The following is a 22,110-nucleotide window of genomic DNA, read 5'->3' as shown; positions in this document are numbered from 1 at the left end:
ATGACCGTCAAGAACCTCGACGACCTGCTGGGCGAGGGCGTTCAGGGCCGGTACGTACTCGTGCGTTCGGACCTGAACGTCCCGCTCGACGGGGACCGCATCACCGACGACGGCCGGGTCCGCGCCGCGCTGCCGACGATCAAGAAGCTCGCCGACGCGGGCGCGAAGGTCGTCGTCACCGCGCACCTCGGCCGCCCCAAGGGCGAGCCGGACCCGAAGTACACCCTCGCGCCCGTCGCCAAGCGGCTCTCCGAGCTGCTCGGTGCCGAGGTTGCGCTGGCCGGTGACCTGGTCGGCGAGTCCGCGAAGGCGCTGACCGGCGGCCTGGCCGACGGCGGCGTCGTGCTGCTGGAGAACGTGCGCTTCGACGCGCGCGAGACCAGCAAGGACGCCGCGGACCGCTCCGAGCTGGCCGCCGAGCTGGGCGCGCTCGTCCCGGGCGGCGCGTTCGTCTCCGACGGCTTCGGCGTCGTCCACCGCAAGCAGGCTTCGGTCTACGAGGTCGCTTCGGTGCTCCCGGCGTACGCCGGCGGCCTGGTGCTGGCCGAGCTGGACGTGCTGAAGAAGCTGACCGACGACGTGCAGCGGCCCTACGTGGTCGTGCTCGGCGGCGCGAAGGTGTCCGACAAGCTCGGCGTCATCGCGAACCTGCTGACCAAGGTCGACCGGCTGCTCGTCGGCGGCGGCATGGCGTACACCTTCCTCAAGGCCCAGGGCCACGAGGTCGGCCAGTCGCTGCTGCAGGCCGACCAGCTCGACCAGGTGAAGGGCTTCCTCGCCGAGGCCGAGAAGCGCGGCGTCGAACTGGTCCTGCCGGTCGACGTGCTCGCCGCGACGGAGTTCGCGGCCGACGCCGAGCACGAGGTCGTCGAGTCCACCGCGATCCCGGCCGACCGCCAGGGGCTGGACATCGGTCCGAAGAGCCGCGAGCTGTTCGCGAGCAAGCTGGCCGACGCCAAGACCGTCTTCTGGAACGGCCCGATGGGCGTGTTCGAGTTCGAGGCGTTCTCCGGCGGCACCCGTGCCGTCGCGGAAGCCCTGGTCAAGAGCGACGCGTTCACCGTGGTCGGCGGCGGCGACTCGGCCGCCGCGGTGCGGCAGCTGGGCCTGCCCGAAGACGGCTTCTCGCACATCTCCACCGGCGGCGGTGCCTCGCTGGAGTACCTCGAGGGCAAGGAACTGCCGGGCGTCACGGCGCTGGAGGAGAAGAACTAGTGGCACGCAAGCCGTTCATCGCCGGCAACTGGAAGATGAACCTGAACCACCTCGAGGCCATCGCGCTGGTGCAGAAGATCGCCTTCGCGCTGCCGGAGAAGTACTACGCGAAGGTCGATGTGGCGGTGCTGCCGCCGTTCACCGACATCCGCAGCGTGCAGACCCTGGTCGACGGCGACAAGCTGTCGCTGACCTACGGCGCGCAGGACCTGTCGCCGCACGACTCCGGTGCCTACACCGGTGACATCTCGGGCCTGATGCTCGCGAAGCTGGGCTGCAAGTTCGTCGCCGTCGGGCACTCGGAGCGGCGCGAGTACCACGCCGAGACCGACGAGCTGGTCAACAAGAAGGTCAAGGCCGCGCTCAAGCACGGCATCACGCCGATCCTCTGCATCGGGGAGAAGCTCGAGGTCCGCGAGGCCGGCGAGCACATCCACCACACCACGACGCAGCTGATCGAGGGCCTGAAGGGCCTCAAGGCCGAGCAGGTCTCCGGCGTGGTCGTCGCGTACGAGCCGGTCTGGGCGATCGGCACCGGCAAGGTCGCGTCGTCGGCCGACGCCGAAGAGGTCTGCAAGTCCATCCGCGCCACCCTCCAGGAGAAGTACGGCGACGAGGTCGCTTCGTCCGTCCGGGTGCTCTACGGGGGCTCGGTGAAGTCGGGCAACATCAGCGAGCTGGTGGGCTGCGAGAACATCGACGGTGCCCTGGTCGGCGGAGCGAGCCTCGACGGCGAGGAGTTCACGAAACTCTGCGCACTCGCCGCGGGCGGGCCGCTGCCCTGATCGAGGCCACGACCGGGTAACCTGTGTATCCGGTCCGTCACACAGCAGTGGACGAGTCCAGGGGTACGGTGGAGGTCGGAAACGACCATGCCGTACCCCTGCATTCTCCTAGAGCCCAGAGGATGACATGAAGCTGTTCCTGCAAATCCTGTTGATCGTCTCCAGCGTCCTGCTGGTGGTCGCTGTGCTGCTGCACCGTGGCCGGGGCGGTGGCCTGTCGTCGCTGTTCGGCGGTGGGATGCAGTCGAGCCTGGCCGGGTCGAGCGTGGCCGAGAAGAACCTCGACCGGATCACCCTGCTGCTGGGTGCGGTGTGGCTGATCAGCATCGTGGGCCTGGGTCTGCTGCTCAAGGTGTGACGCGTCCGGCGTCCCGCCGCGATCGCGACCGGATCCGACGGCGGAACGCGCGATTCGGCGTGCCTATAGGGGGGCGCGCCGCCGATTCCTAGGTGTGAGGATTCATGGTTGGCGGTAACGCGATTCGGGGCACCAGGGTGGGTGCCGGTCCTACGGGCGAATCGGAACGGGGTGAGTCGGCGCCACGGCGCCGCGTAGGTTACTGGTGTGCGAACGGCCACGAGGCCCGGCCGTCGTTCGCACTCGACGCGGAGATCCCCGACGAGTGGGACTGCCCCCGCTGCGGGCTCCCGGGCGGACAGGACGAGAAGAACCCGCCGGCCGCGCCGCGGACCGAGCCGTACAAGACGCACCTGGCCTACGTGAAGGAGCGCCGCAGCGACTCCGACGGCGAGGCCATCCTGGCGGAGGCGCTCGAGCGACTGCGCAAGCGCCGGGAAATCATCTAAGCGTTTTCGGGTAGGAAACCACCCCGGGACTCCTCGGGGTGGTTTTTCGCGCGCCCGGGCGCCTGAGCAGCCCCCGATTTCCACGCTACCGGGGTGCACCGACAGTTTCGGCAGCTCGGGCCGGGGCGATGGGGGCCGGGATGTCTTGAATGAGTCATTCAGGACCTCCCACGACCTGAATGAGTCATTCAAGACATCCGCCAAGCCGCACCGCCAAGCCACGCCGACCCCGCGCTGCCAAGCTGCGCCGACCGGCCGCGCGCTGGCCCCGCTCTGCCAAGACCACGGCGTCGGCTGCCGTGAAGCTGCCCTTCCCGGCATCTTGCGCCGGGGGAGAGGGGTCTTCACCGCCGGAGCACGAGCACGCCGGCCCCTCCCGGCGGCCATCGCGTCCGGGCCGCCATCGCGACTCCGGCAGGCCGCCGCCGGGCTCGCTCGGGCCGGCTCCCGGCGGCGCGGCGAACGTCCCGCGCCGCCGAAACCAGGGCCGCGCTCAGCGCCGTGTCAGCGATCCAGCGGGTAGCGGGCGCGGACCCGGAAGCCGCCGTCCTTCGACTTGGACGTCTCGAAGCTGCCGCCCAGCAGGCGGGCTCGCTCGGCCAGGCCCGTCAGGCCGTGGCCGCCCGAAGGCAGGGACTCGCCCGGTCGGCTGGCGCGCTCGTTGCGGACCTCGATCTTGAGCGCGCCGTGCTCACCCTGGATGCGGATGGTCGCCGTCGCGCCCGGGGCGTGTTTGTGGACGTTCGTCAGGCACTCCTGGACCGTCCGGTAGGCCGCCGCCGAGACCTGGTTGGGGAGGGCCTCCGGCAGGTGCTCCACCGACAGGTGGACCGGGACCTCCGAGGTCCGGATCAGGCGGTCGAGGTCGTTGATGCCGGGACGCGGGCCGTCGTCGTCCGCGCCCGCGCGCAGCACGCTGAGCAGGGAGCGCAGCTCCTCCAGCGTCCGCTTCGACAGCGTCCGGATGACCTGCGCGGTCTCCATCGCCCGGTCGTCCGTCGTCTGGGCCTGCAGCGCGCCGGCCTGCATCGCGATCAGCGTGATCTGGTGGGACACCACGTCGTGCATCTCGCGGGCCAGCCGGGCGCGCTCTTCGGCGCGGACGGCGTCGGCGTGGAAGCGGCGCTCGCGGTCGCGGCTCGTGGCCAGCTCGGCGAGCTTGTTCGCGACCTCGGCCCGCGCCCCGATCAGGAGGCCGATCGCGATCGGCATGCCGGCGACGAGGACGCCGTAGATGCCGTCGAGGATGTGTTCACGCCAGCTGAGCTCGGCGAAGTCTTCCAAGGGCCACTGCACGAACCGGCAGATCCACACCAGCGCCGCGCCGACCCAGACCTGCCAGTGCAGCTGGCGGCGGGTGGCGAGCATGCCGAGCGTGATCATCGACGCGAGCTGCGCCCAGCCGGCCAGGAAGCCGGGGACCGCGACGAGCACCGCGAGGAACGGGAACTTCCGCCGGAACACCACCGCGAGGCAGGCGGCGCCGGAGAGCCAGATCGAATACGGCTGGGCCTTCTCGGGGATCACCAGCCAGACGTCGAGCACCGCCAAGATGACCGCGGCCGCGTCGATGGCGAACGTGACCACCGCGGGCCGGGGTACCGAGCCGAACACGCTCAGCCCCCGCTTTCGCATCCGCTCGGCGGCCGACGGCCCCGAGCTCGCGATCGAGATGCCTGGAATCGAGAGTCCCTCTGTACTCATCGCTGGCGACCCCATTCGTCTTGTGGACTTGGTGGTGAGAGGTGCTCAGGGCCCGATCGGGACGCGCAGCAACGAACAAATGTGCGGATGCTAACGAGGTCACGTACGAAGACAGTAAGTTTCACCCGCCGTCGGTGTTCCGGCGTCCGGATTCCGTAACGACTTGGTCCAAAAGGGGGAAGGTCGTGCCAGTGTGCTACTCAGAGTGGAGCAAGCGCCGCTCTGCGTGTACCGGGACGACCACATCGTGGGAATCATGTTACTCACGTGTGGCCGCCCGGCGGTAGTTCTTCAGGCCGCCATCGAATGGAGGTCGTCGCTGAGCAGGTCGTCGAGACCGCTCGCGCACGCCTTGGCGGTTTCGATCGACCGTGGCAGCATCCCGGCCTCGTAGGCCATGACCGCCTCGTCGACGCTCGGCGCCGTCGCCAGTGCGGTGGCCAGCTCGGTGCCGTCGAGGAGCGCGAGGTTCGCGCCGACCCCCAGCGGCGGCATCAGGTGGGCCGCGTCGCCGAGCAGGGTGAGGCCCGGCGTGTGCGTCCACGCGTGCGGGACCGACAGGACGTGCAGCGGCCGGTGGGTGAACCCGCCGCGGACGTCGGCCAGGAACCGGAGCACGTCCGGGTGCCAGCCGGCGTAGCGCTCGAGCAGGCTCGCGCGCACGGCAGCGGTGTCGGCGAAGTCGAGGCCGGCGTGCCAGTCCTCGGCGGCGTAGAACACGGCGTAGCAGCGGACGTCGCCGTTGCTCGTGCGCTGCGCGAAGATCGCGCGCCCGCCGGCCTTGGTCACCAGCGTGCCCCGGCCGGTCAGCGCCGCGAGGTTCGAGCCGCCGTCGTGGTCGAACTCGACGAACGTGACCCCGCTGTAGCGGGGCCGGACGCCGGTCAGGGCCTGGCGGACCCGCGACCACGCGCCGTCCGCGCCGACGACGAGGTCGAAGTCCTGGCTGCGGCCGTCCTTGAACGTCAGCCGCGGGCCGGTGACGCCGGTGATCGCCTGCCCCCAGCGCACGGTGCCGGGCGCGAGCGAGTCGAGGAGGATGCCGCGGAGCTGGCCGCGGTCGATTTCGGGCCGGAAGTCGTCGTCGGGGGTCTCGTCGATGACGACGTCGGCGGTGTGCGGGTCGAGGGCGCGCATCTGCTGCCCCTCGGGCCGGGCCAGCTCGCGGAAGCGGTCGTGCAGGCCGGCGGTGCGCAGGGCGACCTGGCCGGTGTCGCCGTGCATGTCGAGCGTGCCGCCCTGCGGCCGGGCGCCGGCCGAGGCCTCCTGTTCGAAGACGGTGACCTCGGCGCCGTGCAGCTGCAGGACACGGGCGCAGGCCAGGCCGCCGAGGCCGGCGCCGACGATCGCGATGGAGTTCATGGCTTCCCCCTGGAAGTTCGGGGCCCCGGCTCGTCCGGCGGCCTGGTCCCAGAAAAGCACAGTGACTCAAAAAGTGCAACGGCTCAACTTTTGAAGTGAGTCCACCACCACGTAGGCTGACGGGCATGACCGAAGTGATCGGGCGCCGCGAGCGCAAGAAGGCGCAGACACGGCAGGCGCTGGCCGACGCCGCGCTGAGGCTGTTCCTCGAACGCGGCTACGACGAGGTCGGGGTGAAGGAGGTCGCGGACGCCGCCGACGTCTCGGTGACGACGTTGTTCAAGTACTTCCCCAGCAAGGAAGCGCTGCTGTTCGACCAGGACGACGACATCGAAGCGGCACTGGTCGCCGCGGTCCACGGGCGCCCGCCGCGCCACACGATCGTGGACGCGCTGCGCAAGCACATCCTCCGCGACGTCTCCGACGGCGGCCCGGACGAGGAGTTCCTGCGCCTGATCGAAAGCACCCCCGCGCTGCGCGAGTACGGCAGGCGCATGTGGATGCGCCACGAGACGGCGCTGGCCGAGGCCATCGCGGCGGAGTCGGGCGCCCCGCCGGGCGACGTGCGCTCCGCGGCACTGGCGAGGTTCGCCCTGGCCTCCCGCGACCTGATCACGGCCCACGAAAACCCGCGCTGGGCGGCGGAGGAGATCTTCGGCTGCCTGGAACGCGGCTGGCGCACGGAATGAACCGCCTGAGCGCCCGGCCGGGAAGGGCGCGGGAACGACGAAGGCCCCCGGCAACCGCCGGGGGCCTTCACCGAAACCGCTTCACGCCGTGGGCGGCTGGTACACCTTCGTCAGCTTCCCCGCCGCGGCGCGGTCGAGCAGCCACAGCGTGCGCCGGTGCCCGCGGGCGCCGGCCACCGGCAGCTGGACTTCGCCGGCGCCCGACAGCGCCAGTGCCACCGCGTCCGCCTTGCTCTCGCCGGCCGTCATCAGCCAGACGTCGCGGGCGTGCCGGATCGCCGGCAGCGTCAGCGAAATGCGCGTGGGTGGCGGCTTCGGGCAGTTCCGCACCGCCACCACCGATCGCTCGGTCTCGTAGACCGCCGGCGACTCCGGGAACACCGACGCGGTGTGCCCCTCGCCGCCCAGGCCGAGCAGCATGATGTCGAACGTCGGGACGTCGCCGTGGTCCTCCGGACCCGCGTTGTCCGCCAGCACCGCGGCGTACGCCGCGGCCGCCGCGTCCGGGTCGTCGCCGAACTCGCCGTCCGACGCCGCGATCGCGTGAACCCGCTTCGGGTCCAGCGGGACGTGGTCGAGCAGGGCCTCGCGGGCCTGCTTCTCGTTCCGCTCGTCCGAATCCGCCGGGACGAACCGCTCGTCGCCCCAGTAGATGTCCAGCCGGGACCAGTCGATCGCGTCGCGGGCCGACGACGCCTGCAGCTCCGCCAGCACCGCGATGCCCGTGCCGCCGCCGGTCAGCACCAGGGACGCCGTCCCCTTGGCCGCCTGGACGTCCACCAGCCGCGTGACCAGCCTGGCGGCCGCGGCGGCCGCCAGGAGGTCCTGGTTCGCGTAGACGACTACTTCGGTCTTGCTCATTTCTTGGCACCCGCCGCGGCGGCGGCGGCCGGGGAGGTGACGTCGGCCTTCGCCGGGGCACCCGTCTTGCCGTTGGTGCCCGTGACGATCTTGCTCAGGCCGTGCAGGGCCGCCTCGTAGATCTCGTCCGGGTCGAGCCGGCGGAGCTCCTCGATCAGGCAGTCCTGGTTGTTGCGGCGCTGCAGCGCGATGCGGCGGGTCGGCTGGCCCGGCTGGGTCAGCGTGCCGACGCGGCCGTCCGGGCGGTGCAGTTCCACCGGGCCGGACCGGCGGTCCAGCGTCACCGAGATGATCCCGGCCGCGCCGGCGCTCTTCACGCGCTTCACCGGCGCCTTCAGGTACTCCGCCAGCCAGCCGGCCAGCAGCTCGGTGGACGGCGAATCGGCTTCGCCGGTGACCGTCGCGCCGGTGACCTTCTCGTACGGCGGGAGGTCCAGCGCCGACACCAGCTGCGCGCGCCAGCGCGTCAGCCGGGTCCACGCCAGGTCGGTGTCGCCGGCCGTGTACGCCTTCGCACGCGTGGTCAGGGACCGGACCGGGCTCTTCTCCGCGGCGGAGTCGGTGATCCGGCGCTGGGCCAGTTCGCCGAGCGGGTCGTTCGCCGGGTCCTTCGGGCCGGCGCCCGGCCACCAGCAGACGATCGGCGCGTCCGGCAGCAGCAGCGGCACCACCGCGCTCTGGCCCTGCGCGACCAGCGGGCCGTACAGGCGCAGCACGATGACCTCGCTCGCGCCGGCGTCGCCGCCGACGCGGATCTGGCCGTCGATGCGCGGGGCCGCCGTGCGGGCGCCCTTGGCCACCACGATCACCCGCGACGGGTGCTCGCGGCTGGCGCCGTTGGCGGCTTCGATCGCTTCTTCCAGCTTGGCGTCGTCGTCGGCCACGATCACCAGCGTCAAGACCCGCCCGAGCGCGACTTGCCCGCCCTGTTCGCGGATCTCCACCAGCTTCTTGTTCAACGCCGACGTCGTGGTGGACGGCAGGTCGATGATCACGGGCGCCTCCATTTCCGGCCGGTGCGCGCCAGCATTTCGTCGGCGGACGGCGGGCCCCAGGTACCCGGCGGGTACTGCTCGGGCGAGCCTTCCTTGGCCCAGCGCTCCAGGATCGGGTCGAGGATCTTCCAGGACAGCTCGACCTCTTCGTTCACCGGGAACAGCGACGGCTCACCCAGCAGCACGTCGAGGATCAGGCGTTCGTAGGCCTCGGGGGAGGACTCGGTGAACGCGTGGCCGTACCCGAAGTCCATCGTGACGTCGCGGACCTCCATCGTGGTCCCCGGCACCTTCGAGCCGAACCGCAGTGTGATGCCCTCGTCCGGCTGGACCCGGATGACCAGGGCGTTCTGCCCCAGCTCCTCGGTCGACGTCGAGTCGAACGGCAGGTGCGGCGCCCGCTTGAACACGACGGCGATCTCGGTGACGCGGCGGCCGAGCCGCTTGCCGGTGCGCAGGTAGAACGGCACCCCGGCCCAGCGGCGGCTCTGCACTTCGAGGGTCACCGCGGCGTAGGTCTCGGTCTTCGAGTCCTTCGCGAAGCCCTCTTCCTGCAGCAGGCCGGGCACCTTCTTGCCGCCCTGCCAGCCACCGGCGTACTGGCCGCGCGCGGTCGTCTTGTCCAGCGGCTCGACGGGCTTGGTGCCCGAGAGCACCTTGATCTTCTCCGCGCGCAGGGCCCGCGGGTCGAACGACAGCGGCTCCTCCATCGCGGTGAAGGCCAGCAGCTGCAGCAGGTGGTTCTGGATGACGTCGCGGGCCGCGCCGATGCCGTCGTAGTACCCCGCGCGGCCGCCGAGGCCGATGTCCTCGGCCATGGTGATCTGCACGTGGTCGACGTAGTTGGCGTTCCAGATCGGCTCGAACAGCTGGTTCGCGAAGCGCAGCGCCAGGATGTTCTGCACCGTCTCCTTGCCGAGGTAGTGGTCGATGCGGAACACCGATTCCTCGGGGAAGACGTCGTTGACGATCGCGTTCAGCTCTTCGGCGCTCTTCAGGTCGTGCCCGAAGGGCTTCTCGATGACCACGCGCCGCCAGGTGTTCTCGTCGGCGTTGGCCAGCCCGGAGCGGGCCAGCTGCTTGGTCACCACCGGGAACGCGCTCGGCGGGATCGACAGGTAGAACGCGGTGTTGCCGCCGGTGCCGCGTTCCTTGTCGAGGTCCTTCACCGTCTGCGCGAGCCGGTCGAACGCGTTGTCGTCGTCGAAGGTGCCCTGCACGAACCGGATGCCTTCGGCGAGCCGGTTCCACACCGACTCCTTGAACGGCGTCCGCGCGTGCTCCTTGACCGAGTCGTGCACGAGCTCGCCGAAGTCCTGGTGCTCCCAGTCGCGGCGGGCGAACCCGACGAGCGAGAAGCCGGCGGGCAGCAGCCCGCGGTTGGCCAGGTCGTAGATGGCGGGCATCAGCTTCTTGCGGGCCAGGTCGCCGGTGACCCCGAAGATCACCAGGCTGGACGGCCCGGCGATGCGCGGGAGCCGCTTGTCCCGCGGATCGCGCAGCGGGTTCTTCCACGTCATGCGGAGACCTCCTGTACCGCGCGGACGACGGCCGCGAGGCCCGCGGCCCGGTCGGTCAGGTGCAGGCGCAGCACCGGGCGGCCGTGCTCGGCGAGCACCTGCCCGTCGCCCAGGGCCTGCGCGTGCTGCAGCTGGCCCAGCGTGTACGGCCGGTCCGGCACGTCGAGGTCCTGCTCGACGGCGCCGGTGAGCTGCAGGAACACGCCGTTCTGGTGCCCGCCCTTGTGGTACTGGCCGGTGGAGTGCAGGAACCGCGGGCCCCAGCCGAACGTCGTCTGCAGGCCGGTGCGCTTGGCGATCTCCCCGCGCAGCAGGGCCGTCGACGCGTCTTCGAGGCGGTCGAGGTAGGCCTGCACGGCGATGTAGCCCGCTTCCGGCGCCGAAGCGAAGAACGCGGCGAGCACGTCCTTCAGGCTGCCGTCGGTGGACACCCCGCCGGAGCCGAAGATCTCGACCGGACCGTCCACGTTGGACGGTTCCTCGCCGCCCTTCAGCTTCTCCGGGTCGTCCAGCAGCGCACGCGCCGCCTTCTTGGCCGCTTCGACGTCGGGCTGGTCGAACGGGTTGATCCCGAGCAGCCGCCCGGCGAGCGCCGTGGCGAACTCCCACAGCAGGAACTGCGCGCCCAGCGAGCCGGTGACGGCGATCTTCGCCGCGCCCTGCGGGCCGCCGACGGCGACCGGGGTCGCGTCGGACTTCGCGTCGGCGAAGCCCGGCGCCGCCGGGCTTTCGACCGCGACCGGCAGCAGACCGGTGCCCTGCTTGCCGGTGGACTCGGCGATCAGCTGCTCCGCCCAGTCCGGGAAACCCTTGATGCCCGAACCGGTGTCGGCCAGCACGACCTTCTCGGCGCCGGCCTCGTGCGCGGCGGCCCACGCGGCGGCCAGCTTGACCGCCGGGTTGTCCGCCGAGTCCGCGGCGAGCTCTTCGGCCACCGAAGCGGCCTGGTCGAGCAGCCGGGCGACGTCCGCGCCGGCGAGGCCGGCCGGGACGAGCCCGAACGCGGTCAGCGCCGAGTAGCGGCCGCCGACGTGCGGGTCGGCGAGGAAGGTCTTGCGGTAACCCTCCTTTTCGGACAGTGCCTGGAACGGCGAACCCGGGTCGGTGACGACCACGATCCGCCGGGCCGCGTCGATCCCCGCGTCGGCGAACGCCTTCGCGAAGATCCGCCGGTGGCTGTCGGTTTCGACGGTGCCGCCCGACTTCGACGACACCACGATCACGGTGCGCTGGAGGTCGCCGGCGAGTGCGTCGGCGACCTGGCCGGGGTCGGTCGTGTCGAGGACGGTCAGCGCGACGCCGTCGGTCGCGGTGATCACCTCCGGCGCCAGCGACGAGCCGCCCATGCCGGCCAGCACGACGCGGTCGACGCCCTCGGACCGCAGTTCGGTCCGCAGCGCCTCGATCTCGCCGATCAGCGGCCGCGACGACTTGTGCAGCGTCGTCCACGACAGCCGGATCGACGCCTCGGGTTCGGCGTCCGGCCCCCAGAGCGTCGCGTCCTGGGCCGCCAGCTTCGAAGCAGCCTGGTCGCCGGCCAGCTGCTCGGCCAGCGGCTTGGCGCGCTCCGCCAGTGCGGCGTCCACGATCTCGACGCCGGTCTTCTCAGCAGTCGTCATGTCGTGCTTCAGCCCTTCGCCTGATCGAGCTGCCCTTGCACGGTCTCCAGAAGCTCGATCCACGACTTCTCGAACTTCTCGACACCCTCGTTCTCCAGCGTGAGGAAGACGTCGCGGATGTCGATGCCCACGGCCTCGAGCCGGTCGAAGACTTCCTGCGCCTCGGCCGCGCGGCCGGTGACCTGGTCGCCGGTGATCTGCGCGTGCGCGGCCACCTCGTCGAGGGTCTTCTCCGGCATCGTGTTGACGGTGTCCTTCACCACGAGCTGGTCGACGTAGAGCGTGGGGGAGTAGTCCGGGTTCTTCACGCCGGTCGACGCCCACAGCGGGCGCTGCGCGTTCGCGCCGTCGGCCGCGAGGGCCTGCCAGCGGTCGGTGGCGGACAGCTCCTCGAAGGCCGCGTAGGCGAGCCGCGCGTTGGCGACGGCCGCCTTCCCGCGCAGCGCCAGGGCTTCGTCGGTGCCGATGGCTTCCAGGCGCTTGTCGATCTCGGTGTCCACCCGGGACACGAAGAACGACGCCACCGAGTGGATGCCGCGCAGGTCGTGGCCGTTGGCCTTCGCCTGCTCCAAGCCGGCGAAGTAGGCCTCGATGACCTTCTTGTACCGCTCGACGGAGAAGATCAGCGTGACGTTGACGCTGATGCCCTCGGCCAGGGTCTTGGTGATGGCGGGCAGGCCCTCTTCGGTGGCCGGGATCTTGATCAGCACGTTCGGCCGGTCCACGGTCTTCCACAGGTCCTGCGCCTCGACGACCGTCTTGTCGGTGTCCTTGGCCAGGCGCGGGTCGACCTCGATGGAGACCCGGCCGTCGACGCCGTTCGTGGCGGAGTAGACGTCGCGGAACAGGTCCGCGGCGTTGCGCACGTCGGTCGTGGTCAGGTCGCGGATGGTCGCCTCGACGTCGGCGCCCTGGGCGGCGAGTTCACGGGTCCGCTCGTCGTAGGCGTCGCCCTTCGACATCGCGTTGGCGAAGATCGTCGGGTTGGTCGTCACGCCCACGACGTGCTTGTCGCGGATCAGCGCGGCGAGGTTGCCGGTGTTCAGGCGTTCCCGCGAAAGGTCGTCGAGCCAGATCGATACGCCGGCCTCGGACAGCTGCGCGAGCTTGTCGGTGCTCATTACTGTCATCCCCTTCAGTTCTTGGTGTTGGCGATCGAGCGGCGGGCCGCGTCGACGACTGCCTCCGTGGTGAACCCGAACTCACGGAACAGTGTGGCGGCATCGGCGGAGGCGCCGAAGTGCTCGATCGAAACGTTCACCCCGGCGTCACCGGTGAAGCGGTGCCACGACTGGGCGATCCCCGCCTCGACGGACACGCGGGCCTTCACCCCGGCCGGGATGACGGATTCGCGGTAGGCCGCGTCCTGCGCGTCGAACCACTCGACGCACGGCATCGAGACGACGCGCGCCTTGACGCCGTCGGCCTCGAGGACCTTCTTGGCCTCGACGGCCAGCTGGACCTCGGAGCCGGTGCCGATCAGCACCACGTCCGGGGTGCCGTCGGAGTCGGCCAGGACGTACCCGCCCTTGGCGACGCCCTCGGCGCTGGTGCCCTCGAGCACCGGCACGTTCTGGCGGGTCAGCGCCAGGCCGGACGGGTGGTGGATGTCCTCCAGCACGGCCTTCCACGCGTACGCGGTCTCGTTGGCGTCCGCCGGGCGGACGACGTTGAGGCCCGGGATCGCGCGCAGGGCGGAGAGCTGCTCGATCGGCTGGTGCGTCGGGCCGTCCTCGCCGAGGCCGATCGAGTCGTGCGTCCACACGTAGGTGACCGGCGCCTTCATCAGCGCGGCCAGCCGGACCGGCGGACGCATGTAGTCGGAGAAGATGAGGAACGTCGCGCCGTACGGGCGGGTGCCGCCGTGCAGCGCGATCCCGTTCAGGATCGAGCCCATGGCGTGCTCGCGGATGCCGAAGTGCAGCGTCCGGCCGTACGGGCTGGTCTTCCACATGTCCGTGGAAGCCTTCTCCGGGCCGAACGAGTCGGCGCCCTTCATCGTGGTGTTGTTGCTCTCGGCCAGGTCGGCCGAGCCGCCCCACAGCTCCGGCAGCGGGTCGGCGAGGGCGTTGAGCACCTCACCGGAGGCCTTGCGGGTCGCGATGCCCTTGGCGTCCGGCTCCCACTTCGGCAGGTTGTCGGCGAAGCCCTCGGGCAGCGTGCGCGTGGACAGCCGGTCCGCGAGCTTCTTGCGCTCCGGGTTGGCCTTGCCCCACGCCTCGAACTTCTCCTGCCATTCGGCGTGCGCGGTCTTGCCGCGCTCGAGCGCCTGGCGGGTGTGCTTGAGCACGTCGTCCTCGACCTGGAACGACTGCTCCGGGTCGAAGCCGAGGATCTTCTTGACCGCGGCGACCTCTTCGGCGCCCAGCGCGGCGCCGTGCGCCTTGCCGGTGCCCATCTTCTTCGGGGCGGGGTAGCCGATCACGGTCTTCACCGCGATGAACGACGGGCGGCCGGTCTCGGCCTTCGCGTTCTTGATGGCCTCTTCGAGCGCGACGACGTCCTCGCCACCCTCGACGACCTGGGTGTGCCACCCGTAGGCGTCGTAGCGCGCGACGGTGTCCTCGGAGAGGGCGATGTTCGTGTCGTCCTCGATGGAGATCTTGTTGTCGTCCCAGAAGACGATCAGGTTGCCCAGCTCCTGGCGGCCCGCGATGGACGACGCCTCGGCGGTCACGCCCTCTTCGATGTCGCCGTCGGAAGCGATCGCGTAGATGAAGTGGTCGAAGATGCTCTCGCCGGGCGCGGTGGCCGGGTCCAGCAGGCCGCGCTCGCGGCGGGCGGCCATCGCCATGCCCACGGCGTTCGCCAGGCCCTGCCCGAGCGGGCCGGTCGTGGTCTCGACGCCGTCGGTGTGGCGGTACTCCGGGTGGCCCGGGGTCTTGGAGCCCCACTTGCGCAGCTGCTTGAGGTCCTCGAGCTCGAGGCCGTAGCCGGCGAGGAACAGCTGGATGTAGAGGGTGAGGCTCGAGTGGCCCGCCGAGAGCACGAAGCGGTCGCGGCCCGGCCAGTTCTGGTCGTTCGGGTCGTGACGCAGCGTGCGCTGGAAGAGCGTGTAGGCCAGCGGCGCCAGGCTCATCGCCGTGCCGGGGTGGCCGCTGCCACAGTTTTCGACGGCGTCGGCCGCGAGCACCCGGACGGTGTCCACGGCGCGGGTGTCGGCGTCGGTCCAGTCGGCAGGCGTGTTGCGCCGCAGGAGTGGGTTGTTCTCGCTGGTAGTGGCGGTTTCGGACACTGAACTCCAACTCCCGGTCATGATGGTTGCGGCTGGTCTTCCTCGTTCCGGCTACCCGAACGCGCGGCTACTTATCTCAATCGATCCCGAAGGGACGATATTCCTGCTCGCGGCCATGCGCAGGGGCAATCCCGGCCCGTCGCGGCCAGCCTAGTGCTTCGGCCCGTCGAGGACCCGCGATCACCCACGGGATTCACCACGTCTAACATCGGTTCAGGGTTCAGTCCGGCGGGTTCCTCGGCTCCACCACGCCTAACCGAGCTGCGGCCCACCCGAACCTGACGCAGGGAGTGAAATGTCGTTGGTGAACGCTGCGCACGGACGCAGTGACGACACCAGCGCCGTGCACCCGACCGGTGAACGACCGCACGGTGACCGGCGAAGCCTCCGCCGGGTCGTCGGCGCCTACGCCGCGCTGGCGAAGCCGCGGGTGATCGAGCTCCTCCTCGTCACCACGATCCCGGCGATGTTCCTCGCCGGCCGTCAGATCCCGTCGCCGTGGCTGGTGCTGGCCACGCTGGTCGGCGGGACGATGGCCGCGGGCAGCGCGAACGCGCTCAACTGCGTGATCGACGCGGACATCGACAAGGTGATGAACCGCACGAAGCGCCGCCCGCTGGTGAAGGACTCGGTGCCCCGCCGCGGCGCGCTGGTCTTCGGCTTGGTGATGGGCGTCGCCTCGGCGGTCGTGCTCTACCTCACGGTGAACCTGCTGTCGGCGATCCTCGCGGTCGCGACGATCCTCTTCTACATCTTCGTCTACACGCTCGGCCTCAAGCGGCGCACGTCGCAGAACGTGGTCTGGGGCGGCGCGGCCGGCTGCATGCCGGTCGTCATCGGCTGGGCCGCGGTCACCGGCACCGTGCAGTGGCCGGCGTTCGTGATGTTCGGCGTCATCTTCTTCTGGACGCCGCCGCACACCTGGGCGCTGGGCATGAAGTACCGCGACGACTACGAGCGCGCCGGCGTCCCGATGCTGCCGGTGGTCGCCACCGCCCAGCACGTCGCCCGCCAGATCGTCATCTACTCGTGGGTGATGGTGGCGTGGACGCTGCTGCTGCTCCCGGTGACGTCGTGGCTCTACGGCACCTTCGCGATCCTCGCCGGCGGCTGGTTCCTCTTCTACGCGCACAGCCTGCAGGCGGCGGTGCGGCGCGGGGAAGAGACCAAGCCGATGGCGTTGTTCCACCGCTCGAACACGTACCTGATGATCGTGTTCGTCGCGCTGGCCGTCGACTCGGCGATCGGCCTGCCCACCCTCGGCCTGCCGTTCTGAGACGGATCGGGACCGCGGTCGCCGCGGTCGTCGTCCTGGGCCTGCTCGTCTTCCTCGGCCGCGGCAAGCTGCCCGCCCTGGACGAGTCCCTGCTGACCGGCGGCTGCGCCATCCCCACCCGGATCACCGCGGTGCCGGGCCCGGCCCCCGACGGCGGCGAGGTGCGCGTCGCCGAGCTGGGGCCGGGCGTCGCGGTGCTCGAGAACGCCGGCACCCTCGCCGCGTACCGGATCCCGGTGACGTCGGGCTCCCGGACCGTCGAAGTGCCGCTGCTCACCCCGGGCGAACGGATCGGCGTCGTCCTCGACCGGCCCGCGGTCGGCGTGGCCGTCTGGATCGCGCCCGAAGCGCTGGGCGGCTTCACGCCGGTCACCGCCACCGCCGGGCCCGCCGGTGTCCGCTACCGCTCGGCGAACTGCCGCGCGCTGACCAGCCGCGGAGCCGCCGTGCTGCACCGCGACGCGGCCGGGCGGCTCACCGGTGGCGAGGAACTGCCGGCGGCGGGCGTGTCGTGCGCGCCGGGGGAGAAGGAACTGCCGGCCGTCGTCGCGCCCGGCAGCGAGGTCTTCCCCTACTGCGGCCTCGGGCCGGAATGATCGCGGGGCCGGGGTCGTTAGACTTGACCGGCTCTTTTCCTTGAGGCGAAAGCAGGATCTTTGTCTTCGGACGACTTCTCCGCCGAGCTCGCCCGCGAGCAGGCGTACGTCACCACCCTCTACGCGAAGCTCGACGCCGAGCGCGCCGAGGCCCAGCGCCGCCTCGACGAGACGTTGCGCCTGACCGGCGGGACCCCGCAGGCCCGCACCGAGCGCGACGTCGCCACGACGCTCTACACCGACCGGCTCGCCCAGCTCGGCTCGGTCGAGCAGGGGCTGGCCTTCGGCCGGCTCGACTTCGTCCCCGAGAGCGCCGAAGAGACCACCTACATCGGCCGGCTCGGGCTCTTCGACGAGGACGACGACTACCAGCCGCTGCTCGTCGACTGGCGGGCCCCGGTCGCGCGGCCGTTCTACCTCGCCACCGCGGCGTCACCCGAAGGGGTGCGCCGGCGGCGGCACCTGCGGTCGCTGACCCGCAAGGTCACCGGCTTCGACGACGAGGTCCTCGACCTCACCGCCGCCGACCAGGGCCAGGACCTCGGGCTGGCCGGCGAGGCCGCGCTGCTCGCGGCGCTGGAGCAGCGGCGCACGGGTGAGATGAGCGACATCGTCGCGACCATCCAGGCCGAGCAGGACCGCATCATCCGCGCCCCGCTGGGCGGGGTGATGGTCGTGCAGGGCGGGCCGGGCACCGGCAAGACCGCCGTCGCCCTGCACCGGGCGGCGTACCTCCTCTACACGCACCGCCAGCAGCTCACGACCCGCGGCGTCCTGGTCGTCGGGCCGAACAGCACGTTCCTGCGCTACATCGGCCAGGTGCTGCCCTCGCTCGGCGAGACCGGCGTGCTGCTCGCCACCATCGGGCAGCTCTACCCGGGGCTCGACGCCGAGGGCACCGAGCCGCGGGAGACGGCGGAGGTCAAGGGCCGGCTGGTCATGGCCGACGTGCTCGCCAACGCCGTCCGGGACCGCCAGCGCGTGCCCGAGCCGGTGCTGGAGATCGAGTACGAGCACGACGTGCTGCGGCTGGACCGCAAGACGTGCACCGACGCCCGGACCCGCGCCCGCCGCTCGCGCCGGCCGCACAACCCGGCGCGGCGCCTGTTCGTCTCCGACGTCCTCGACGCCCTGACCCGGCAAGCCTCGCGGAAGCTGGGCGAGGACCTCCTCGACGGGCAGGACGTGGCCGACATCCGGGCCGAGCTGGCCGCCGACGAGCACGTCGCCGCGGCGCTCGACGCCCTGTGGCCGGTGCTGACCCCGGAGGGCGTGCTCGACGACCTGTTCGCCGACCGCGAACGCCTCGCGAGCGCGGCCCGGAAGCTGCTGTCCCCCGAGGAGTGCGCCCTGCTGGAGAGCGGACGCGACGCGAAGTGGACGCCGGCCGACGTACCCCTGCTCGACGAGCTGGCCGAGCTGATCGGCGTCGACGACACCGAGGCCCGCGTCGAGCGCAAACGCCGTGAGCGCGAGGACCGCGCGTACGCCGAGGGCGTGCTCGACATCCTCGAGCAGGACGAGGAAATCATCGACGAGGAGCTGCTGCGCGTCTCCGACGTCCTCGACGCCGAGCTGTTCGCCGAGCGCCAGGTCGCGCGCAGCGAGCTGACCGCGGCCCAGCGGGCGGCGCAGGACCGGACCTGGACGTTCGGGCACGTGATCGTCGACGAGGCCCAGGAGCTCTCGGCGATGGACTGGCGGCTGCTCATGCGCCGCTCGCCCAACCGCTCGATGACGCTGGTCGGCGACGTCGCCCAGACCGGCGCGGCGGGCGGGGCGCGGTCGTGGGGCGAGGCGCTCTCGCCGTACGTCGCGGACCGGTGGCGGCTGGCGGAGCTGACCGTGAACTACCGGACCCCGGCCGAGATCATGGCCGTGGCCGCGCGGGTGCTGAAGGAGATTTCCCCGGAGCTGGCGGCGCCGTCGTCGGTGCGGGAGACCGGGGTCGTGCCGTGGTCGGAGCGCCCGGCGTCGCTCGAGTCGGCCCTGCCCGAGCTGGTGGTCCGCGAGCTGTCCGAAGTGGACGGCGGGACGGTGGCGGTGCTGGTGCCCGCGTCCCGGCTCGACGCGGTTTCGGCGTTGCTCGGGGCGCCGGACGAGCGGCTGAGCGTGCTGACCGTCGAGCGGTCGAAGGGCCTGGAGTTCGACTCGGTGGTGCTGCTCGCCCCGGACGAGATCGTCGCGGGCTCGCCGCGCGGGCTCAACGACCTGTACGTGGCCCTGACGCGCGCGACCCGGCGGCTCGGCGTGGTCCGGACCGGTGACGAGGTACCGGCACTCTCCGTGCTTGGCTAGGGTGCCTCGCATGCAGAAGATCGGGAAGTTCGTGGTCGCCGCGGCGGCGGCGCTGTCGCTGGCCGCCTGCGGCCAGGACGCCAAGACCGGAACGGCGGCCCCGGCGGGCCCGCCCGTCCCCTCGACGGACGCCGCCCAGGCGACCCAGAGCAAGGGCCGCGAGTGCACCGCGGACGACGTCAAGACGACGGGGAAGTTCGGCGAGAAGCCCGAAATCACCATCCCGGCCGACTGCGACCCGCCGAAGAAGCTGATCACGAAGGACCTGTCCGACGGCACCGGCAACCCGGCCAAGGCCGGCCAGCAGCTGAAGATGAACTACCTGCTGGTGACGTGGTCGGACAAGAAGGTGCTCGACAATTCGTACGACCGCGGCGAGACGTTCGACCTGAACCTGGGCGCGGGCGAGGTCATCCCGGGCTGGGACCAGGGCCTGACCGGCATCAAACAGGGCGGCCGCCGCCTCCTGATCATCCCGCCGGACCTGGCGTACGGCGAGGGCGGCCGCGGGATCAAGCCGAACGAGACCCTGGTGTTCGTGACGGACGCCGTGTCGGTGCCGGGCAACCAGGGCTAGCCGTGACCGTGCACCGCGGCCGCGTGCGGGAATGGCACCGTGACGACGGCTGGGGGGTCGTCGAAGCGCCGGGCTTCGACGACCCCGTCTGGGTGCACTACTCGATGGTCGAGGGGCCGCCGGGGGCGTTCCGGGAGCTGCTCGCGGGTGCCGAGGTCGAGTTCACCGCCGAGCGCGCCGAGCAGGACGGCTTCCACTGGCGCGCGGTGTGGGTCAAGGGATGAGCAGCAGCTTGCCGGTCGTCCGGCGGGCCTGCAGGTCTTCGTGGGCCTTGCGCGCGTCGGACAGGGGGTACTTGCCGCCGATGCGGACGGTCAGCTCGCCCGCGAGGATCGCGTCGAACAGCTCCTTCGAGCGCCAGTCGATCTCCTCGCGCGTGCGCGTGTAGTGCGCGGACGTCGGGCGGGTCAGGTACAGCGAGCCGCCCGAGTTGAGGCGCTGCGGGTCCAGGGGCGGGACCGGGCCGCTGGAGGCGCCGAACAGCGCCAGCAGGCCGCGGATCTTGAGGCTGGCGAGGCTGCCGTCCACGGTGTCCTTGCCGACGCCGTCGTAGACGACGTCGACGCCCTCGCCGCCGGTCAGCTCCCGGGTGAGCTGGGCGAAGTCGTCGCGGTCGTAGCGGATCACCTCGTCGGCGCCGGCCTCGCGCGCGAGCTTCTCCTTCTCCTCGGTCGACACCGTGCCGATGACGCGGGCACCGCGTGCCTTCGCCAGCTGGACCAGGAGCAGCCCGACCCCGCCGGCGGCCGCGTGCACCAGGACGTCGTGGCCCGCCTTGACCTCGAACGTCGAGGCGACCAGGTAGTGCGCGGTCATGCCCTGCAGCATGGTCGCGGCGGCGGTCTCCAGGGAGACGCCCTCGGGCACCCGCACGGCGATCGACGCCGGCACCAGCTTGCGGGCCGCGTAGCTGCCGAGCGAGCCCTGCCACGCGACGCGGTCACCGGCCGCGAAGCCCGAGCCGGCGCCCGCTTCGACGACCGTGCCGGCACCCTCGAGGCCGAGCACGACCGGCAGCTCCATCGGGTAGATGCCCTGGCGCTGGTAGGTGTCGATGTAGTTGACCCCGGCCGCGGCGACGTCCACCAGCAGCTCGCCGGCCTGCGGGGCCGGGACGTCCACTTCGGCCGGTTCGAGCACTTCCGGGCCGCCGGTCTTCGTCACCTGCACTGCGGTGGGCATGCGTCCTCCTCGGGTCGGGTTCTCCCGGGTCCAACTATGGCCGACGCCACGCTGTTCCGCGTTCCGGCCGGTTCTTGGTTATCGTTCGGGACGTGTCTGAAGCTGAAGAGACGGTCCCGCCGACCAGCGCGCAGCTGACCGCGGCGCGCAAGTTCGTGAAGGCGCACGGCAAGCCGTCCCGCGCGGTGGTGGAGAACATCGGCCGGGCCGGCGCCCGCGTGGTGCTCGTCGGTGCCGATGGCGCGCTCGGCGACGTCGTGGTGCCCACCGTCGCGACCGGCGAAGCGCTGGTCGAAGCCGTCGAAGACCTCGAAGCCGCGTCCTGGGACGCGGAGACGGTCAACCAGGCCAAGATCGGCCCGGAGCACCGCCGCAAGATGGCGGGCCGGTGAGCCCCACCGCGGTCCTGGTCAGCTGCGCGGAACTCCCTTCGGGGGACGGCGACGACGACGCCGTGGTGCCCGCTCTGTCGGCACTGGGCTTCTCGGTGTCGTGGGCGCCCTGGGATTCTTCGTTCGACTTTTCCGCGGCGGACGCGGTGATCCTGCGTGCGACCTGGGACTACGCGTCCCGGCGCCCGGAGTTCCTCGCCTGGTGCGAGTCGGTGCCGACGTTGCTGAATTCCGCCGACGTCGTCCGGTGGAACACGGACAAGTCGTACCTGACCGAGCTGCTCGACGCGGGCCTGGCCGTGGTGCCGACTTCGGTGGTCGCACCCGGTGACACCGCCCGGTTCCCGTCGTCGGACTTCGTGGTGAAGCCGTCGGTGGGCGCGGGTTCCCGCGGCGCGGCCCGGTTCGCGGCCGGGGACGACGCCTCTTCGCACGTGGCCGCCCTGCATTCCGAAGGGCACTCGGCGCTGATCCAGCCGTACCAGTCCAGTGTGGACACCGCGGGCGAGCTGGCGCTGGTTTACCTGGGCGGGATCTACTCGCACGCCTTCTCGAAGGGCGCGATGCTGGGGTCCACAATGGATCCTTCGGGCCTGTACCTGTCCGAGGAACTGGCCGCGGCTTCGCCGCCCGCGGAAGCGGTGGCGCTGGCCGAGGACGTCCTCGACGCGGCGTCGGCGCTGCTGGGGATCCTGCGGGCGGAGCTGCTGTACGCCCGGGTGGACCTGGTGACCGGAGCGGACGGGAAGCCGCTGCTGCTGGAGCTGGAACTGACGGAGCCGTCCCTGGGCTTCCGCCAGGCGGACCCGGCCGCGGCGATGCGGTTCGCGTCCGCGGTGCGGCAGCAGCTGGCGTAGTCACCTGGCGGCTCGCTGCACCGCGGCGAGCGCCAGCGCGACGACGGCGCCGATCGTGGTCACCGCCACCGAGCCGGTGATCAAATAGAGCCCGCCGATTCCGGCGAGGCCGGCTTTGATCAATTTCCGCAGGCTCCGGG

At 71.3% G+C, this 22,110-nt stretch carries 22 protein-coding genes; 12 read left to right on the top strand and 10 right to left on the bottom strand.

The features are described 5' to 3' along the window. The 4 genes from SD460_RS35980 (at position 1) to SD460_RS35965 (ending at position 2,807) form a co-directional block, all read left to right on the top strand. A complete protein-coding gene (locus SD460_RS35980) occupies positions 1–1,215 on the top strand; it encodes a phosphoglycerate kinase (protein WP_290057354.1) in 1,215 nt (404 codons plus the stop codon). Further along, positions 1,215–2,000: a triose-phosphate isomerase gene (gene tpiA, locus SD460_RS35975; RefSeq protein WP_290057355.1), complete on the top strand. Its 786-nt coding sequence runs from the start codon at positions 1,215–1,217 to the stop codon at positions 1,998–2,000. The genes SD460_RS35980 and tpiA overlap by 1 nt, the downstream gene beginning before the upstream one ends. A 127-nt stretch (positions 2,001–2,127) precedes the next feature. Then, positions 2,128–2,358, top strand: coding sequence for a preprotein translocase subunit SecG (gene secG / locus SD460_RS35970; RefSeq protein ID WP_003071471.1), 231 nt, complete (start codon positions 2,128–2,130; stop codon positions 2,356–2,358). Between the two features lie 104 nt (positions 2,359–2,462). Next, positions 2,463–2,807, top strand: a complete 345-nt coding sequence (locus tag SD460_RS35965; RefSeq protein WP_290057356.1) for an RNA polymerase-binding protein RbpA — start codon at positions 2,463–2,465, stop codon at positions 2,805–2,807. Between the two features lie 504 nt (positions 2,808–3,311). Here the strand turns inward: SD460_RS35965 and SD460_RS35960 are convergent. Together SD460_RS35960 and SD460_RS35955 are read right to left on the bottom strand one after the other, a co-directional pair. Next, positions 3,312–4,511, bottom strand: a complete 1,200-nt coding sequence (locus SD460_RS35960; RefSeq protein ID WP_290052851.1) for a sensor histidine kinase — start codon at positions 4,509–4,511, stop codon at positions 3,312–3,314. Positions 4,512–4,802: 291 nt separating this feature from the next. After that, complete coding sequence (locus SD460_RS35955) at positions 4,803–5,873, bottom strand: FAD-dependent oxidoreductase (protein ID WP_290052849.1); 1,071 nt, start codon at positions 5,871–5,873, stop codon at positions 4,803–4,805. 125 nt (positions 5,874–5,998) lie between these two features. Between SD460_RS35955 and SD460_RS35950 the strand changes: the two genes are divergently transcribed. Next, entirely contained in the window at positions 5,999–6,562 is a 564-nt protein-coding gene (locus tag SD460_RS35950) for a TetR/AcrR family transcriptional regulator (protein ID WP_290052846.1), read from the top strand. Between the two features lie 81 nt (positions 6,563–6,643). On the opposite strand, the gene pgl is transcribed toward SD460_RS35950, so the two are convergent. Genes pgl through tkt form a run of 6 tightly spaced genes read right to left on the bottom strand, consistent with a single transcriptional unit; the run spans position 6,644 to position 14,792 of the window. Then, the gene (gene pgl, locus SD460_RS35945; RefSeq protein WP_290052844.1) at positions 6,644–7,423 is read right to left on the bottom strand and encodes a 6-phosphogluconolactonase; all 780 of its coding nucleotides are present in this window, start codon (positions 7,421–7,423) and stop codon (positions 6,644–6,646) included. After that, complete coding sequence (opcA, locus tag SD460_RS35940) at positions 7,420–8,418, bottom strand: glucose-6-phosphate dehydrogenase assembly protein OpcA (RefSeq protein ID WP_290052842.1); 999 nt, start codon at positions 8,416–8,418, stop codon at positions 7,420–7,422. The genes pgl and opcA overlap by 4 nt, the downstream gene beginning before the upstream one ends. Then, positions 8,415–9,938, bottom strand: coding sequence for a glucose-6-phosphate dehydrogenase (zwf, locus tag SD460_RS35935; RefSeq protein WP_290052840.1), 1,524 nt, complete (start codon positions 9,936–9,938; stop codon positions 8,415–8,417). Before zwf ends, opcA begins: the two co-directional genes overlap by 4 nt. Then, positions 9,935–11,557 carry a phosphoglucose isomerase-related protein gene (locus SD460_RS35930; protein ID WP_290052838.1) on the bottom strand — a complete coding sequence of 541 codons (1,623 nt, stop codon included), beginning with the start codon at positions 11,555–11,557 and terminating at the stop codon, positions 9,935–9,937. Before SD460_RS35930 ends, zwf begins: the two co-directional genes overlap by 4 nt. An 8-nt stretch (positions 11,558–11,565) precedes the next feature. Further along, a complete protein-coding gene (gene tal, locus SD460_RS35925) occupies positions 11,566–12,678 on the bottom strand; it encodes a transaldolase (protein ID WP_290052836.1) in 1,113 nt (370 codons plus the stop codon). Positions 12,679–12,692: 14 nt separating this feature from the next. Beyond that, positions 12,693–14,792, bottom strand: coding sequence for a transketolase (gene tkt, locus SD460_RS35920; protein WP_290052833.1), 2,100 nt, complete (start codon positions 14,790–14,792; stop codon positions 12,693–12,695). Between the two features lie 295 nt (positions 14,793–15,087). Between tkt and SD460_RS35915 the strand changes: the two genes are divergently transcribed. The 5 genes from SD460_RS35915 to SD460_RS35895 all read left to right on the top strand — a co-directional run bounded on the left by SD460_RS35915 (position 15,088) and on the right by SD460_RS35895 (position 19,763). Beyond that, positions 15,088–16,068 (top strand): heme o synthase, encoded by a 981-nt coding sequence (locus SD460_RS35915; protein WP_290052832.1) that lies wholly within the window; start codon positions 15,088–15,090, stop codon positions 16,066–16,068. 131 nt (positions 16,069–16,199) lie between these two features. After that, on the top strand, positions 16,200–16,664 hold the full coding sequence (locus SD460_RS35910; RefSeq protein ID WP_290052830.1) for a hypothetical protein: 465 nt from the start codon (positions 16,200–16,202) through the stop codon (positions 16,662–16,664). 60 nt (positions 16,665–16,724) lie between these two features. Further along, positions 16,725–18,962 carry a HelD family protein gene (locus SD460_RS35905; protein ID WP_318307356.1) on the top strand — a complete coding sequence of 746 codons (2,238 nt, stop codon included), beginning with the start codon at positions 16,725–16,727 and terminating at the stop codon, positions 18,960–18,962. Between the two features lie 10 nt (positions 18,963–18,972). Then, positions 18,973–19,539, top strand: coding sequence for an FKBP-type peptidyl-prolyl cis-trans isomerase (locus SD460_RS35900; RefSeq protein ID WP_290052827.1), 567 nt, complete (start codon positions 18,973–18,975; stop codon positions 19,537–19,539). A gap of 2 nt (positions 19,540–19,541) precedes the next feature. Then, positions 19,542–19,763 carry a cold shock domain-containing protein gene (locus tag SD460_RS35895; RefSeq protein ID WP_290052826.1) on the top strand — a complete coding sequence of 74 codons (222 nt, stop codon included), beginning with the start codon at positions 19,542–19,544 and terminating at the stop codon, positions 19,761–19,763. Here SD460_RS35895 and SD460_RS35890 read toward each other — a convergent pair. Beyond that, positions 19,753–20,721: a quinone oxidoreductase family protein gene (locus tag SD460_RS35890; protein WP_290052825.1), complete on the bottom strand. Its 969-nt coding sequence runs from the start codon at positions 20,719–20,721 to the stop codon at positions 19,753–19,755. The genes SD460_RS35895 and SD460_RS35890 overlap by 11 nt on opposite strands. Positions 20,722–20,813: 92 nt before the next feature. Here SD460_RS35890 and SD460_RS35885 point away from each other — a divergent pair, with 92 nt between their 5' ends. Continuing rightward, positions 20,814–21,113 (top strand): hypothetical protein, encoded by a 300-nt coding sequence (locus SD460_RS35885; protein WP_290052823.1) that lies wholly within the window; start codon positions 20,814–20,816, stop codon positions 21,111–21,113. Beyond that, on the top strand, positions 21,110–21,970 hold the full coding sequence (locus SD460_RS35880) for an ATP-grasp domain-containing protein (protein WP_290052821.1): 861 nt from the start codon (positions 21,110–21,112) through the stop codon (positions 21,968–21,970). The genes SD460_RS35885 and SD460_RS35880 overlap by 4 nt, the downstream gene beginning before the upstream one ends. Here SD460_RS35880 and SD460_RS35875 read toward each other — a convergent pair whose 3' ends face one another. Further along, a complete protein-coding gene (locus SD460_RS35875; RefSeq protein ID WP_290052818.1) occupies positions 21,971–22,093 on the bottom strand; it encodes a hypothetical protein in 123 nt (40 codons plus the stop codon). It lies immediately after the preceding gene. Between the last annotated feature and the right edge of the window lie 17 nt (positions 22,094–22,110).

It is taken from the genome of Amycolatopsis solani, from assembly GCF_033441515.1.
GTDB classification, from domain to species: domain Bacteria; phylum Actinomycetota; class Actinomycetes; order Mycobacteriales; family Pseudonocardiaceae; genus Amycolatopsis; species Amycolatopsis solani.
This window is presented reverse-complemented; position numbering and strand designations above follow the sequence as displayed.